This is a genomic window from Gillisia sp. Hel1_33_143 (assembly GCF_900104765.1).
Taxonomy (GTDB): Bacteria; Bacteroidota; Bacteroidia; order Flavobacteriales; family Flavobacteriaceae; genus Gillisia.
Window position 1 is genome coordinate 316033 of record NZ_LT629737.1, and the last position, 14584, is coordinate 330616.

The following is a 14584-nucleotide window of genomic DNA, read 5'->3' on the forward strand; positions in this document are numbered from 1 at the left end:
GTCAAAGAAGGATATAACTATCCTATAAAAACTGAATTAAACACGTGGAGGCTGGAATAGGGAGTGAGAAATATCTTTGCCCGAACCATCAAAATGAAAAAATATTTCAGATGAAATATCAAATGTTGGCACAGAGAATGTCAATATATCGACATTCACAATATTTACGTGACAACCACTGCATAGACAAAAATTGACGCATACGGGCTGTTCGGTATTATCTGAATTATGATCTAACTGCGTCAGTAAGTCATTTTGAAAATCGTATAAACTAACTTCACTATCATCACAGGGCACACCGTTGAGCACCAAAAAGTAAAGGGATAATATGACCGTTAATATTTTCACTCTGCAAAGATAAGAATATTGTGATGCACAGGTTATGCAAAGATTACTATGACTTAAATATATAACCAGTTACCAATTGATATCCTTTTCTCTTTTACCTAAATAATACATCAGCGCTACACTGGCACCTAATAATCCCAAAAGAATATTCTCGAAAATTTGATTCCTATTGATGTTCAAAATTTCAATGAAATTATTTATTAAATATTGCCACCAATCAATTTCGTAATTCTGGCTGCTAAACGTGAAAATTGTTATCCCAAAAGGTTGAAGGATAAAAACACCTATGGCAAACCCAATTAGAATGGTAATAAAACTATATATATTATTCATCGTCTATCTTTTACGGAAATAAGCTTACTGGCTCTCAATCCAACTTTTGGCCTCTTCCTTTTGGTCCATATTGAAGTACTTAATTTCGGCGTTGGTAAAAGGTTTCATAAATTGGGTAATCCAGTCTTGCCATTTTTTTTCACCTACCATTGCTATTTTTTCATAGTCATTGGCGTGAGCAGTATCCATTTTCAGGTCCTCCCAAAGCCCAGGTAAATTCCATCCCGTAAAATTTTCCATCTCAAAATACCATCGTACTTTCATTTTCCTATCCAAAATAGCGTGAATAAGCGGATGGATTTTTTCGATATCCATATCGGTCAGTTTCCCTTCAGCCCTTGTGGCAATAATATTATTCTTTGTTAGTTCTAATATTTGTAACATAATTTTAGTTTTAATTCTTATCCTTCCAAATCGTAAAACCATTCTTCAGCTTGCACAATAGCCTCAGCAATGGCTTTCTTATCTGTGTATTTTTTTTCTATAACCAACTGCTTAGCAATTTCAATTGCTTTTTTCCTTATCATCGGATTAAGGGAATCTAGGTCTATTTTAAAATCTTCGAACATCCAATCCATATATTTTTATTTAATGATTGAACAATTCTTTTTCCTTTTCAGGATCTATGTTTTCTTTTGATTTTTTATCCAAAAAATAATCCAGTACAATACCCACAATTATGGCACCTACGAAAGCGGTGTAAACTTGCCAATTGAATTGGATTATTAAGGAAAGACTTATAAGTATCGCTACAATGGGTAATATTGGTACTCTACCTATATCTACAGGGACTTTAAAAGGTCGTTCTTGCTCAGGTGCTTTAAACCGTAGTACAATAAGTGCAATATTTACGGCTACAAATACAAGCAAAGCACCTAAGGAAGACATACCTGCTACAATTTTAATATCGCCCAAGAGTAAAAACCCAGCAACTGTCGCCATAACCACGAGGGTTGTAACCCAAGGGACCTTTTGGGCATTTATTTTGGTCATAAACTTTGGTAGCTCTCCAACACTTGCCATTCCAAAAAGCAACCTGCTTATTGAAATAATACCGCTAAAAGCAGCATTAGCTGTGGCAAAAAGTGCAGCAATTGCTAACACGATAGGCAACCAACTGTTTAGGTTAGATGCCGCAAGTGATAATGGCGAATCCACTCCTGCCAAAGCAGAAGGATCTGCGATATTTAAAACCGTAAATGCTATAAACAAGTAAATGATTGTGGTAATTACCATAGTCAATAAAAAAGCACGAGGAATTGTCTTCCCAGGATTTTTAACTTCTGAACCTAAAGCTGCCATATGTTCAAATCCTGTATATATAAAGAATAATGTAGCCGTAGCTGCCAAAGTACCGGAAATTGATTCTACTTTAAAAAACTCTGCCTTGGGTGGACCAGTTTCCATAAGTCCAAACACTATCAATAACAACAACCCCAATAGTTGAATGCTGACCATTATAATATTTGCTGTAGATGATTTTTTAATGCCCGTAATACTTACCAATGAGAGCAATATTAAAATGCCATAACTAATCAATAGAGAGGGTACACTAAAAAATGTATTGAAATATCCAGCAAAAGCCAATAGTACTGCTGCAATGGTAGCCGAGCTATGAAAAGCAATTGTCCACCCAGTGAGAAATGAGGGTATATCCACCTTTGGAAAAGCTTTTCTTACAAATATGAATTCTGCTCCTGCATTAGGATAAGTTGAAGATAATTCGGCATAGGACATAGCCGAAACACCTGCAGCAATGGCGGCAAATATGAAACTCAACCAAAGGTCGGTTCCTGCCTGTCCAGCTGCTGCGCCAATTACAGTATATATTCCAGCTCCGACGATTGTACCAACACCATAAAATGTCAACCGAAGTGTTCCTAAAGATTTTTTTAATTCAGCCATAATAATTCCTATTTAATACTCTTATTATTTTTTTCATCTATTTAAGTGTCTTCTTTCTTTTTTGGTTTTCATAATTTCATACAGTGCCATACATTAGCTCAATATCCAACACTACTTTTTAGAGCCAAATAGTAATTTTTTAGTCTACCATTATATATGCAACGCTCTGTCTTCGGTAGCGGCCAGACACGCCTCCTTAAAGGTCTCTGAAAAAGTGGGGTGCCCGTGTGACATTCTTGCAATATCTTCGGCAGATGCCCTAAATTCCATTGCTACCACCGCTTCGGTATAACTATCTGCAATGCGAGGCCCTATCATATGTACACCCAATATCTCATCGGTCTGCTTATCTGCAATCACTTTGATGAAACCATCTGTATCCATACTTATTTTTGCCCTTGCATTAGCCTTAAATGGGAAAGACCCTGTTTTTATACTTCTATTGGCCTTCTTTAGTTCTTCTTCGGTCAAGCCTACGCCGGCAACCTCTGGCTGGGTGTAAATAATATTGGGTATCAGCGAATAATTGATATGTGGTTTTTGTCCGACAATTCTTTCGGCTACAAAAACACCCTCTTCACTGGCCTTATGGGCAAGCATTGCTCCTCGAATTACGTCTCCTATGGCATACACCCCTTTGACATTAGTTTCAAGGTTTTCATCTATTGATATCTGTCCCTTTTCATTGGTTTCCACTCCTATATTCTCAAGTCCTAAATTGTCGGTGTACGGGTTACGACCAATGGCCATAAGGCAAAAATCGCCTTCTAAACTCATTTCTTTTTTATTGGAAAGGTTTTCAGCTTTCAATTCCACTTTGTTATCTATCGTTCTTGCTTCCGTGACCTTATGTCCCAAATAAAATTCGACACCCTGTTTTCTTAAGGAACGGTGCAACTGATGTCCCAAAGAGCTATCCATAGTGGCTATGAGACTATCAAAATATTCTACAATAGAAACCTTTGAACCCAAGCGGGCAAATACGGAACCTATCTCTACACCGATAACCCCACCGCCAACGACCATTAAATGTTTGGGGATTTCTTGTAAGGCAAGGGCTTCGGTAGAAGAGATAATCCTCTTTTTGTCGATTTTGATATTAGGTAACGAAGCGGGTTTGGATCCGGTGGCAATTATGATTTTATCTGTTTCTATGATTTCTGTTTTATCTTTACCCTTAATTTCAATCGTATTTTTGTCCTTAATACTGCCATGGCCTTCATATACGGTAACTTTGTTCTTTTTCATCAAATAGTCAACTCCATTGATGATTTCCTTTACGACGTCCTGAACCCTTTGGTTCATTTTTACGATATCGACATTTGCTTCTTTTACATCAATCCCAAAATTTTCAAATTGATGCTTGAGTTTGTAATAATGTTCAGAGGCTTCCAGCCAGGCTTTTGATGGGATACAGCCCACATTTAGGCAGGTTCCTCCCAGGGTGCTATACCTTTCAACAATGGCCACTTTTAAACCTAATTGAGCACAACGGATGGCACTTACATATCCGCCCGGGCCAGATCCTATAATAGTTACATCAAATTTTTCCATAGTTACATAATTTTTTTTAAGTTAGAGAAGGTGGAAGAAACCTGAACCTGACCATTCGGTGCAAGGATTCAGGGATCTCGAACTCCACCTGTTATTTCTCCCTGCATTTTTTACATATCCCTATTAAGACTAAATTCACATTGTTTACCTCATATTCGTCCGGCAAGCTTTCTTCCGGTATCTTATTTGGTAAACAGATCGTTTTCCTACAATCGGTACAATGAAAGTGCATATGTAAATCTGTACCGTATGTATTCGCGACGTTTTCATCAGAAACTGCATATTTCGCAATGGCAGTTCCATCGTCTATTTGGTGTACCATTCGTTTTTCCTCAAAAAGTTTAATTGCCCTATAAAATGTAGTTTTATCCGCTGTTTTATCTACTTCGCTCTTAAGGACAAAAATTTTTTGCATTTCCCTTAAGGTTACGGCACTTTGTTTCCTTTTCAGAAACTTGTATATCTTCGACCGCATTTGAGTAGGTCGAATACCGTGATTTGATAATATTTTTTCCGTTTTGGTCATTTTAATCTTATCTTAAGGGCAAAACCTTTGCCCAAAGTATCTTGAGTATAATCATTGCTTACAACAAGCTTTTTGGAACGGCCATATTCATATATCCTAACTAAACTTATGCCCGCCAAAACCCGGTTTTACAGACATCAGTGCTTCTGAATAGCTTGTAAAACAGGTGTTCCAAAGGAAATATTGGGAACAAACATGCCGTCCATGATATCCGCATGCAGCCAGTCTGCTTCACTCCTGTCAACAGTTTCAAAAGTTTTGCCGAGGCAAAATCAGTCGAAAGAATGGAGGGAGCAACCATAATATTTTTCATGTAAATTATGTTTTATCGCCTGTGTTCTAATGTTTCTTAAATCTTTAAACCTCCCCGAAGGAAATTATAAAATTGGTTCCACTATTACCTCTGTTAATACAGAGTTGGAGATAAAACATTCAGCATGTGCTTTATGGTGCATTTTTTTTATTTCTTCTTCATCAGGTATATGTTCGCCGGAGAATTCTACTTTAGGTCGTAAAAAAACCCTGGTCACAGCCTGTTTACTTTCCTTATTTTTCTCAACCACAGCAACGGTTTCATCCTTATAACTCTTTATAATATACTTTTTAAAAGAGGCAATAGCTAGAAAAGTCAATAAATGGCAGCTGGAAAGGGAAGCAGCGAAGGCTTCTTCAGGATTGACAAATTCAGCTTTCCCCAAATAATCCGGAGCTGCAGATGCAGTGATTTCAGAGCCTCCTCCAAAAATCCATTGATGGGTACGGTTATAATTCTTATAGGAGAAATCCTCCGAATCGGGTTTCCATTCTAATTTTACCTTGAATTCTGACATAATTTTCTTGTTTTAAATTATAAAATCTACTTTAGACAATCATTCTTAACCATGAACGTTTAATAAAAAAAATCTATTATTTATATTGAGTTTAAATAATTGTGCCTGAAGGAAATCCTTGATTTCAGACAAACAGTTTTTAGAATTTCTTTTACAGGACTTAATATTATATTTTAAATTTGGTTCGCCCTCTATTTCTCTTCTAACACTTAATTTTTTTTTTGTTTTTTCATTAAGGAAAATATGCGATGCCTTAAACACCGCATACTTTTCGTTACATTAGCTTAACTGCACATCGCCATGATGCCTATGGCATGCTTCCGCACATTCATTACATGCTTGAGCACATTTCTTACAATGCTCATGATCGTGTTTTGCACATTCCTCAGCACACATCCTGCAAGCCTTTTCACAGATTAAAAGATATTCATGCGCAAGCGCAGAATTTCTCTGTAGCAACCTAGCTGCTTGTATACAAATGTCAGCACAGTCAATGTCCAACGGAATGCATCTTTCCATCATTCTGGTTTCTCCTTCTGCTAAGCTTTGAGCAGCGCAGTTTTCACAAGCTAAAGCACAGTTTAGCAAGGTTTGAACGAGTTGTTCATGATTTTCATTTTTCATAATTAAATAGATTTAAATTATATGTAGAACTATTTCTACCCAGATTGACAATAAATATCCTTTTCCAGTATTATCTTTCATTCATTTTTGAGACAAAATCAAATGTTCTCCAATTCCCACTTGCTCCGACGATAAGGCGGATAATTCGCAATATTTTTTTTATTAAGCCATCTTTTATTTCTTATACGCCAACAATCTCAAAGCATTGCCCACCACCAATAATGTAGAACCTTCGTGAACTAGTACTGCAATACCAATATTGGCAAAGCCAGAAATAGTGGCTGGAATAAGTAAAGCAACAATACCGAGACTGACCCAAAGGTTTTGCTTGATAATGGACTTTGCCTTCCTGCTTAAGCCTATGGCAAAGGGCAGGGTTTCCAGCTTATCGGCCATTAGGGCAATATCAGCAGTTTCCAACGCCACATCACTGCCCGCCGCGCCCATTGCGATTCCCACAGTACTGTTTGCCATTGCAGGGGCATCGTTTACTCCATCTCCTACCATGGCGACTTTGGATTCCTGTTCTTTTAATTTTTTGATAGCCTCTACCTTTTCTTCGGGTAATAAACTACCCCAGGCATCGGTCAATCCAATTTCTTTGGCAACGGCATCGGCAACCTTTTGATTGTCCCCGGTTAGCATTACCATCCGCTTGATACCGATTTCCTTTAATTTTTTAAGGGTTTCCTTGGCCGCTTCCCGTGGGGTGTCCATTAGGGCGATGATACCGATATATTCTTTGTTTCTTCTTATGAGCATCGTGGTATTTCCGCCACCTTCAAGTTCTTTTACTTTATTCGATATTTCTTCGGATGGTTTTGCCTCATCTAGGTCATCGTACAAGTCAAGGTTCCCAATATAGATTTTATCCTTGCCCAAAGAAGCTTTGATACCTTTTCCGAGAACGGCTTCCAAATCGGACGCATCGGTAATATCAGTACCTTTCAGACGCTCTTTCCCATCCCTTACGACAGCTTTGGCCAAAGGGTGGTCGCTCAGGTTTTCAACGGCAACGGCTATCTTCAACAGTTCATTTTCTTCAATATCCCCCAATGGTACTACTTCCGTAAGTTTGGGCTTGCCTTCTGTAAGCGTGCCTGTTTTATCAAAAGCCAAGGCGGTAATGACCCCTAAATCCTCAAGTGGTCGCCCGCCTTTGATAAGAACACCGCCTCGTGCGGCTCTTGCCACACCACTTAGAACTGCGCTCGGGGTGGAAATTGCCAGTGCACAAGGACTTGCAGCAACCAATACTGCCATAGCCCTGTAGAAGCTTGCACTAAATGGCTCATCGATTACCAAAAAAGCAAAAAGTAAAATACCTACGAGAATAAGTACAGAAGGCACAAAGTACTTTTCAAACTTATCGGTAAGCAACTGAGTCGGGGATTTTTGTGTTTGTGCCTCGTTGACCAATTTGACCAATCGCGACAGGGTAGAATCTTTTGCTTCCTTGATGACTTTTACTTCAAGCGTGTTATTACCGTTGATAGTTCCAGCAAAAACACGGTTTTCATCTTTAATCTCATCATCCTGAGAATATTCCTTGCTTGTGTCTTCTACGGGAACTTTATCCACTGGCACGCTTTCCCCTGTAATTGGGGCTTGGTTGACACTACTTTTTCCATTTACCACAACACCATCGGCAGATATTTTGCTGTTGGGTTTGACCACAATAATATCACTAATACTCAATTTTTCAATCCCCACTTCTTCGGTCTTGCCACCCTTTTTCAACAAGGCCGTTTTTGGTGCAAGGTCTGCAAGCGCGGCAATGCTTTTTCTTGCCTTGTTCATTGCATAATGTTCTAGGGCGTGCCCAAGGCTAAATAGGAACAACAACAGTGCACCTTCTGCCCATTCTCCCAGAATGGCGGCACCAATGGCCGCGACCAGCATCAAAAAATCAATCTCAAAACCACCCTTTGCCACGGTCTGAACGGCTTCCTTAGTGGTAAAAAATCCTCCAAAGAAGTACGCGCCTATATACAGAACAAGGCTAACCCAATCAGGGATGGAATCCACATACGAGAACCCAAAGCCTATCCCGAGGAGTGCCCCACAGATAATCGAGAAAATAAGTTCGGTGTTCTTTCCAAAAATTCCGCCATGGGCGTGCCCTTCTCCTTCCTCGTGGATATCGCCCTCTTTATGCTCGTGCCCCTCTGTGGCAGTTTGCTCTTTAGTCTCTTCCTTATTCGAACGCTCCTGTTTTTTTCTGGATGCTTCGGTGTAATCATTTTCGTTTGAAGCACTCCTTTGAATCTGAAGGTCTTCCTTTTCAATTTGTTTGCTTATTTCATCAAAATTTGTTTGCTTTTTATCAAACTCAAGACGTACCATTCCAGAGCCTGAAACGGAAGCCTCCAAAACCCCATTGATTACCAAAAGGCTTTTCTCTATGGTGCGTGCTTGCCTTGTGTGTCTGATTCCTTTAACCTCTATGAGCAAATGCCCGTATTTTTCGGTAATCTCGGCACCAGTACTTTCGGCGAGGGATTGGACGCGGTCTATAGAAATGATATCGGGGTCATAATGAAAACAGAGCTGTGGCGTGGCATCTTCCATTGTATCTGCAACGTGCACTTTTTCAATACCTTCTTTGGCCTGTAGTTCATTGATAAGCCGTTCAACACAAGTATCTTTTTCGTTAGGAACTTGCGGAAGGATTACTGGGATTTTTAACTGTAGTTTTTTCATTATACTGATATTTTAGAGTATATAGTATTCGTTCGACTTCTCTCTTTTAGGAACCTCTTCGCTATTAATCATTTGTTTGAGATTTATTTCAATGGTTGTTGCCAAATCGGTTACCGGGGTATCCATAGGTTGGTTTTCAAAAGGATCCTGCATCAAAGTGGATGTTTTTTCAATGGCAACAAAAATGATCGGTATAAAAAAGGTAATAGCGATTTCAACAACCACGTTCTTATCATCCAGTCCAAATGGCAACATTGTGGCGAATACATAGATGATCAAATGGATTAATAGGCTATGTGCTTTCGGGAAAACCGTGTTTTTTATTCGTTCGCATTTGCCCATAGAATCGCAGAGCCTTACTATCGTGCTATCTAGTTGAATTTGTTGAAACTCGTTCACTGTTTTTTCGCTTCTTGCATTGGTCAATGCCTGTGAATGTTTCAAAAGAATTGCATTGGGGACATTTTGGTCAGAGATATCTTCAAATTTTATGTAACCGGCAACATTGGGCGAAAACGGGAGGTTTCTTAAAGATTCACCCAGGGCATAGCACCAGATTATTTGACGGTTTACCGTTTCTTTTACATTATGCAAATATTGCTCATCTACCTTGTCATAAAAGGAAATTGTCTGCCTGATTAATGTACGGGAATCATTGACAATGGCGCCCCATATAATACGGGCTTCCCACCAGCGCTCATAGGCTTGATTAGTACGAAAACCCAATAATAATGCTACAGCGGTACCAAAAACCCCAGTTAACGAAATGGGAATCGAGATTTTTGCTAAAAAGCCATATTGGTCCATATAACCCACGAGAATTGCGTAGCTACCTAAAAATAATACATCATATTTTATGGTATTGAGGAAGTGGAAAATTGAAATACGTTTGTTCAGTAGCATTTTTATTGTTTAAAAGGTTATTCGATATATTACCCGCTTTATATGTAGATTGTTTTATAGATTTAAGTTTTATTCTTGAAATTTTTTCTTATTTTAAAATAGGGCAATTTTCGGGCGATCAGCAATAGGATTATAAGTAATGTGCTTGTAATACTAAGTAAGTACATCCCGAACCCCAACGCAATACCTACCCCTGCAGTTGCCCATACGGTAGCTGCCGTGGTCAACCCCACTATAGAGTTGGTTGAATTGTCCTTAAAAATAATACCGGCCCCCAGAAAACCAATGCCGGAAACGATATTGGCAACAATCCGAGTTTGGTCTGCCACATCAATATGCGTATTGATGATTGTTAAAAGTGCGGCTCCCAGACATACAGCTGCATATGTTCTGATACCGGCGTCGTGGCCATCAGTTTCCCTGTCGATGCCAATCAAAATCCCCAATAAAACTGCCAACCCTAATCTTGGCAATAACAGTAGTTCAGTTTGAAGGTCCATTTTTTATTTTTTTAAAAGGTTATTCCAATTTCAATACTAATTGTGCAAACTGTACTTGTATGGTCTTATCCAAACCTTGTATTAAGGAAGCCATACCAGTATCTGCCAATAAGACCTGTCCTGTTGCACTTATCAGGCAAGACATACTTATGCCCTGTTCTATATGGGTAATGGTTGCTTTAAATTGTGATTTAAAGGTCCTTCCTTGAAATTTAATATCTAGCGGCCAATTAAAGTCAATAGGGTCGTGGCGTTTTGATAAAAAATCCTGAGAAGGAATAGTGCCCGTGAACCGGAGTATTAAAGGGTTTTCCTGTTCTTGTAAAATGGAATTGATTTCAGGAATATCTGTTGATAAAGTCTTAAGGTCTAGTACACCGCTAACCACTTTGGATTCATAATCAAGATATAGGGCCAACTTATGGCTTTCTGCTTTGAAAGGTTTATCATCAACCAAAGTCATCATCATTATATGACCTTCTTCCGTTGTATAAATTTTTTGGGCGTTTGTCTGATAATAACTAACCAATATGATTATTAAAATTAAATGTTTAACATTCATAATATCTTCTTTATTTGTATAATTTAAAAAAAGTAGCTTCTACATTTGCTTTTAATGCTATTAATCAACTTTTGACATAAACCCATAGATGCAGCAATCTCTTCTATTTAAACCTTGATGCCACAATTAGGGCAAAACTTGGCATCCATAGGGATATCCTGCCCGCAATTGTCACATTTTCCCTTACCCAATGCTGAACCACATTTTTGACAAAAGGCCGCACCTACTTCTTTTTTCTCATCACATTTTGGGCATCTAATCTTAACCCGTGAATCTGAATAAACATCTCTGTTTTCATAATCGTGTTTGCGGTTATGCCTCCTTGAATGATGGCCTCCTCTGCCTTTTCCTCCTAACAAATGTTTTAAAAACCCCATAATATTTCGTTACTATTATTATTACTGTTATTTGAATTTTAAAGCGATAGATGGTTCCATTTTGACTAAATTTCAATCCATTTTTTGGCTTCCTGTTTTTGGTCTGGAGCGAAATATTTAATTTCGGCATTGCAAAACGGTTTCATAAATTCTGATGCCCACTTTTGCCACTTTTTTTCACCTACCAATGCTATTTTTTCATATTCCTTTTCGTGGTCAACAACTTTAGTGAAATCTTTCCATAGTTCTTCTATGTGCCAACCTTGAAAATCGTTCATCTCAAAATACCATCGTACCTTTAATCTTTTTGTAAGAATATTATGGATTAGCGGATGTATTTTTTCAAAGTCCTGTTGGTTGAGCTCACCTCTGGCAATCGTGGTAATTACGTTTTTACTTTTTATATCTGTAATCTGTAACATCTGATAAATTTAATATTGATCTTCTTCCAATGGAAGGGCAAGTATCAAGTTGACCTACACTTACTTTTCCTTTTTTAATTTTAAAGTGCCTTCTCTTTTTCCTGTATGTAATATTGCTTCTGGCAAATCGAGTTCAAGCATACCATTACCCGTACGGATATAAATAAAGTGACCTTGCATCATGGCTCACATAGACTGGGCATTCTGGCCGAGCCTATTTTTTATCGGCCTCGACTACTTTTTTGCGTTTTTCAATTTCCTCTTCATCGATTTCACCACGTGCAAAAACGATCCCTCAGGATTTCCACTGCACTGTCTTTTTCCGCTTTTGTCCAGGGGTAGGGTAAGGAATTAGGAATATCCAAAAGATGAGGATTATCCATAGTCCCCACCAAATCCAGTGCATTCCTCCAAAATACCAATCGCCCATCATAGCGTTGCTGTTTTTAAATTAATATTTTATCCGTTTTTTATGTTATTCTTTTTCTGTCCATTCTTTAGCCAATTCTTTTTCGTTAGGACTAAAAAATTTTATATGCGCCCTGGTAAACATCATCAAAACTTCCGTAAATTGCTCTTGCCATTCAACACTTCCTACCAAAGCCACTTTTATTAAATGTTCTTCATTGGGAAGTTCAAGTTCAATGCCTTTCCAATACATACTTGCCGTCCAACCTTCAAAATTTTTCATCTCTATGTACCACTTAACCTCTTGATGAGCCATTATTTGTTCTGTTAAGACTGGTATCAGGTTTTCATAATCCTTGGCATCCAGCTTAAACTCTGCCACCATATATACAGTAGCTTCTCTTTTATAAATTGTGACCATTTCTTTCTGCTTATAAATTATATTCGTAAGTCAAAAACTTGATGTTTAGTTTAGTTTAGATTGTGACTGCATTTCTCGCAAATACCCTTAACAACCAGGTTGATATCTTTCGTGATATAGCCTTCGGGCAAATTAATATGCGGGATTTTATGCTCTGTCAAGCAAACTGTTTCCTCACAGTTATTGCAATGAAAATGTAGATGTAGGTCATTGCCGACCTCACATTTTGCTTCACATAGAGCGTACTTTATAACTCCAGTTCCATCTTGGATTTGATGTACAATACCTTTTTCTTCAAATGTTTTCATAGTTCTAAAAAGAGTACTCCTTTCAGAAATTTTAAAATCCTTTTCCAAATCGCCTAGACTAATGGCCACCTCCAATTCTGCAAGTCTCTTGTAGGTCATCAAGCGCATTGCAGTAGGCCTTATTCCCATACTTTCCAATATTTGAACTATTTTTTCCATTTACTATAAAGGGTTTATAGGTCGTATCTTTTTAATGAATCGCCTGTTTTTATTTGAAAGGCATCCTCTATATTAGATAGATAAATAATACCATCTCCAGGCTCTTCGGTTTTTCCATTGGCCATTATTATTTCAATAGCAGCTTGAGCTTCTTCATTTTGGCACACCAACTCTATTTTTACTACGGGACTATCGGTTACATGAAAATCAAGTGAGGGTCTTGCTCCCTTTGCTTTGAATGCTCCTGTACCTTCAGATTGTGACAGGGTCATACTTTTAAAGCCGTTTTCACTTAAGGCTTCAATTACTCTTTGAATCCTATTTGGTTTTACGAATGCTTTAACTTCTTTCATATTATAAATTTTTAATAGATTTTGAACCGAGCCTGTTTTTCATTTTTTAACTAACTAATTAAGACGATAAACAAACCCGGAATCAAAATCCTTGATTATTATTGAATTAATGACCGTGTTCCAGTTCTCCTTTGACCATTTCAGAAGAAAGGGTATAGGCCCCACTTGTTACTATTTTAACATTTTTGGCAATTTCTGCTGGAAGGTTTACTTCTACAAAACCAAGATCGTTCAAGCCAGTACTAACAGGAATTCTCTTAAACTTCATCCTATTTTCTTCTGGCGCTTCATCCTCATCTACAATAAAAATGTAGGATTGTTCTCCTTCTTTTACAATAGCTTCTTCTGGTACTGCATAACCAGATTTTTCTCCCTGAACGATCCTTCCCTCCACGTACATTCCTGGCAATAAATTCTTGTCTTTATTTTCGATATCTGCTAATATCTCTATTGCCTTTGGATCACTCTCGAAGGTCTTACCTATAGAGCGTACAGTAGCTTTTAAAAGTGCATCAGGTCTTGAGGTGGTAGAAAAATAGATCTGCTGGCCTTCCTTTATGTGTTTTATGTCTTTTTCGTACACCTTAAAATTCACATAGATTTTTGAATTATCACTTATCGAAAACATTGTGGACTGAGGAGCCACGTAGTCTCCAAGACTTACCATCACTTCTCCCACATATCCGCTTAAAGGAGTGGTAATGGGTATTGCGGAAAAGATTTCGCCTTGGGCTACCTTGTCTGAATTAATACCCAACAAACGCAACCTTGATCTCAAACCATTTACACTGGAGGTTGTTGAACGATATTGAGATTGCGCCATTTGGAACTCCTTACCCGAGGAAACCCCTTTATCATAAAGGGTCTGCTTACGTTCAAAATCCTGTTTCAAAAAGACCAGTTCATCATTTTTTTCCTGATATTCCTGTTGCATTGCTATGATATCTGGATGTTCTATATATGCAAGCACCTGTCCTTTTCTAACATTATCCCCAGGAACAACTTTTATGGAGCTTACATTACCACCAACAAACGGACTTATGTTCGCTTTGTCCTGTGGGAACAGTTCCAGCATTCCCGTAACTTTGATGTTATTCCCAAGATTCCTTTCTTCCAAAGTTTTGGTTTCCAAACCAATGGTCTCTATTTGTTGTTTGGTAAGTTCTACCGCACCTTCTTCTCCTTCTTCTTCCTCATTGTGCCCACTTTCCTCGTTCTCCATTGTTCCTGAAGTCGCGCTTTCTTCGTTATTGCCCAATTCAGAATCGGATTTGTCGTTACAGCCTATCAACAAGAGCGTTAATAAAACCGTAGTAATTATTGCTATATTTTTCATTTTACTTTCCTT

Annotated in this window: 19 protein-coding genes and 1 pseudogene; all 20 read right to left on the reverse strand. The window is 38.2% G+C overall.

Annotated elements, in window-relative coordinates; translation table 11 throughout:
• Positions 1-36: 36 nt before the first annotated feature.
• Entirely contained in the window at positions 37-348 is a 312-nt protein-coding gene (locus tag BLT84_RS16365) for a DUF6660 family protein (RefSeq protein WP_410503550.1), read from the reverse strand.
• Between the two features lie 69 nt (positions 349-417).
• The gene (locus BLT84_RS01450) at positions 418-681 is read right to left on the reverse strand and encodes a hypothetical protein (protein ID WP_091262389.1); all 264 of its coding nucleotides are present in this window, start codon (positions 679-681) and stop codon (positions 418-420) included.
• Between the two features lie 24 nt (positions 682-705).
• Positions 706-1065 carry an STAS/SEC14 domain-containing protein gene (locus BLT84_RS01455; protein ID WP_091262391.1) on the reverse strand — a complete coding sequence of 120 codons (360 nt, stop codon included), beginning with the start codon at positions 1063-1065 and terminating at the stop codon, positions 706-708.
• Positions 1066-1082: 17 nt separating this feature from the next.
• Positions 1083-1259, reverse strand: coding sequence for a hypothetical protein (locus tag BLT84_RS16130; RefSeq protein ID WP_172822431.1), 177 nt, complete (start codon positions 1257-1259; stop codon positions 1083-1085).
• A gap of 10 nt (positions 1260-1269) precedes the next feature.
• Complete coding sequence (locus BLT84_RS01460) at positions 1270-2586, reverse strand: APC family permease (RefSeq protein WP_091262393.1); 1317 nt, start codon at positions 2584-2586, stop codon at positions 1270-1272.
• A gap of 150 nt (positions 2587-2736) precedes the next feature.
• Positions 2737-4140, reverse strand: a complete 1404-nt coding sequence (gene lpdA, locus BLT84_RS01465; protein ID WP_091262395.1) for a dihydrolipoyl dehydrogenase — start codon at positions 4138-4140, stop codon at positions 2737-2739.
• Positions 4141-4231: 91 nt separating this feature from the next.
• Positions 4232-4666 carry a Fur family transcriptional regulator gene (locus tag BLT84_RS01470; RefSeq protein ID WP_091262397.1) on the reverse strand — a complete coding sequence of 145 codons (435 nt, stop codon included), beginning with the start codon at positions 4664-4666 and terminating at the stop codon, positions 4232-4234.
• A 140-nt stretch (positions 4667-4806) separates the two neighbouring features.
• Positions 4807-4979 (reverse strand): annotated as a pseudogene (locus BLT84_RS01475) (ribulose-phosphate 3-epimerase); the annotation flags it as partial.
• A 64-nt stretch (positions 4980-5043) separates the two neighbouring features.
• Positions 5044-5496, reverse strand: coding sequence for an OsmC family protein (locus BLT84_RS01480; RefSeq protein ID WP_091262398.1), 453 nt, complete (start codon positions 5494-5496; stop codon positions 5044-5046).
• Positions 5497-5775: 279 nt separating this feature from the next.
• Positions 5776-6084 carry a four-helix bundle copper-binding protein gene (locus BLT84_RS01485; RefSeq protein ID WP_231929404.1) on the reverse strand — a complete coding sequence of 103 codons (309 nt, stop codon included), beginning with the start codon at positions 6082-6084 and terminating at the stop codon, positions 5776-5778.
• Positions 6085-6294: 210 nt separating this feature from the next.
• Complete coding sequence (locus BLT84_RS01490; protein ID WP_091262400.1) at positions 6295-8823, reverse strand: heavy metal translocating P-type ATPase; 2529 nt, start codon at positions 8821-8823, stop codon at positions 6295-6297.
• A gap of 12 nt (positions 8824-8835) precedes the next feature.
• Positions 8836-9726: a bestrophin family protein gene (locus BLT84_RS01495; RefSeq protein WP_034888702.1), complete on the reverse strand. Its 891-nt coding sequence runs from the start codon at positions 9724-9726 to the stop codon at positions 8836-8838.
• A gap of 62 nt (positions 9727-9788) precedes the next feature.
• The gene (locus tag BLT84_RS01500; RefSeq protein WP_034888699.1) at positions 9789-10226 is read right to left on the reverse strand and encodes an MgtC/SapB family protein; all 438 of its coding nucleotides are present in this window, start codon (positions 10224-10226) and stop codon (positions 9789-9791) included.
• Between the two features lie 19 nt (positions 10227-10245).
• Positions 10246-10788 (reverse strand): hypothetical protein, encoded by a 543-nt coding sequence (locus BLT84_RS01505; RefSeq protein ID WP_034888697.1) that lies wholly within the window; start codon positions 10786-10788, stop codon positions 10246-10248.
• 107 nt (positions 10789-10895) lie between these two features.
• Positions 10896-11165, reverse strand: a complete 270-nt coding sequence (locus BLT84_RS16370; RefSeq protein WP_081891302.1) for a zinc ribbon domain-containing protein — start codon at positions 11163-11165, stop codon at positions 10896-10898.
• A 65-nt stretch (positions 11166-11230) separates the two neighbouring features.
• Complete coding sequence (locus BLT84_RS01515) at positions 11231-11587, reverse strand: STAS/SEC14 domain-containing protein (protein ID WP_091262401.1); 357 nt, start codon at positions 11585-11587, stop codon at positions 11231-11233.
• Between the two features lie 475 nt (positions 11588-12062).
• Entirely contained in the window at positions 12063-12416 is a 354-nt protein-coding gene (locus tag BLT84_RS01525; RefSeq protein WP_091262404.1) for an STAS/SEC14 domain-containing protein, read from the reverse strand.
• 50 nt (positions 12417-12466) lie between these two features.
• A complete protein-coding gene (locus BLT84_RS01530; RefSeq protein WP_091262405.1) occupies positions 12467-12883 on the reverse strand; it encodes a Fur family transcriptional regulator in 417 nt (138 codons plus the stop codon).
• A 14-nt stretch (positions 12884-12897) separates the two neighbouring features.
• The gene (locus BLT84_RS01535) at positions 12898-13236 is read right to left on the reverse strand and encodes a P-II family nitrogen regulator (RefSeq protein WP_034919165.1); all 339 of its coding nucleotides are present in this window, start codon (positions 13234-13236) and stop codon (positions 12898-12900) included.
• A 106-nt stretch (positions 13237-13342) separates the two neighbouring features.
• Positions 13343-14572, reverse strand: a complete 1230-nt coding sequence (locus tag BLT84_RS01540) for an efflux RND transporter periplasmic adaptor subunit (protein ID WP_091262407.1) — start codon at positions 14570-14572, stop codon at positions 13343-13345.
• Positions 14573-14584 lie beyond the last annotated feature (12 nt).

Coding starts and splice junctions, on each gene's coding strand:
- BLT84_RS01450 (WP_091262389.1), bottom strand. CDS start 681: ATGAATAATATATATAGTTTTATTACCATTCTAATTGGGTTTGCCATA.
- BLT84_RS01455 (WP_091262391.1), bottom strand. CDS start 1,065: ATGTTACAAATATTAGAACTAACAAAGAATAATATTATTGCCACAAGG.
- BLT84_RS16130 (WP_172822431.1), bottom strand. CDS start 1,259: ATGGATTGGATGTTCGAAGATTTTAAAATAGACCTAGATTCCCTTAAT.
- BLT84_RS01460 (WP_091262393.1), bottom strand. CDS start 2,586: ATGGCTGAATTAAAAAAATCTTTAGGAACACTTCGGTTGACATTTTAT.
- lpdA (WP_091262395.1), bottom strand. CDS start 4,140: ATGGAAAAATTTGATGTAACTATTATAGGATCTGGCCCGGGCGGATAT.
- BLT84_RS01470 (WP_091262397.1), bottom strand. CDS start 4,666: ATGACCAAAACGGAAAAAATATTATCAAATCACGGTATTCGACCTACT.
- BLT84_RS01480 (WP_091262398.1), bottom strand. CDS start 5,496: ATGTCAGAATTCAAGGTAAAATTAGAATGGAAACCCGATTCGGAGGAT.
- BLT84_RS01490 (WP_091262400.1), bottom strand. CDS start 8,823: ATGAAAAAACTACAGTTAAAAATCCCAGTAATCCTTCCGCAAGTTCCT.
- BLT84_RS01495 (WP_034888702.1), bottom strand. CDS start 9,726: ATGCTACTGAACAAACGTATTTCAATTTTCCACTTCCTCAATACCATA.
- BLT84_RS01500 (WP_034888699.1), bottom strand. CDS start 10,226: ATGGACCTTCAAACTGAACTACTGTTATTGCCAAGATTAGGGTTGGCA.
- BLT84_RS01505 (WP_034888697.1), bottom strand. CDS start 10,788: ATGAATGTTAAACATTTAATTTTAATAATCATATTGGTTAGTTATTAT.
- BLT84_RS16370 (WP_081891302.1), bottom strand. CDS start 11,165: ATGGGGTTTTTAAAACATTTGTTAGGAGGAAAAGGCAGAGGAGGCCAT.
- BLT84_RS01515 (WP_091262401.1), bottom strand. CDS start 11,587: ATGTTACAGATTACAGATATAAAAAGTAAAAACGTAATTACCACGATT.
- BLT84_RS01525 (WP_091262404.1), bottom strand. CDS start 12,416: ATGGTCACAATTTATAAAAGAGAAGCTACTGTATATATGGTGGCAGAG.
- BLT84_RS01530 (WP_091262405.1), bottom strand. CDS start 12,883: ATGGAAAAAATAGTTCAAATATTGGAAAGTATGGGAATAAGGCCTACT.
- BLT84_RS01535 (WP_034919165.1), bottom strand. CDS start 13,236: ATGAAAGAAGTTAAAGCATTCGTAAAACCAAATAGGATTCAAAGAGTA.
- BLT84_RS01540 (WP_091262407.1), bottom strand. CDS start 14,572: ATGAAAAATATAGCAATAATTACTACGGTTTTATTAACGCTCTTGTTG.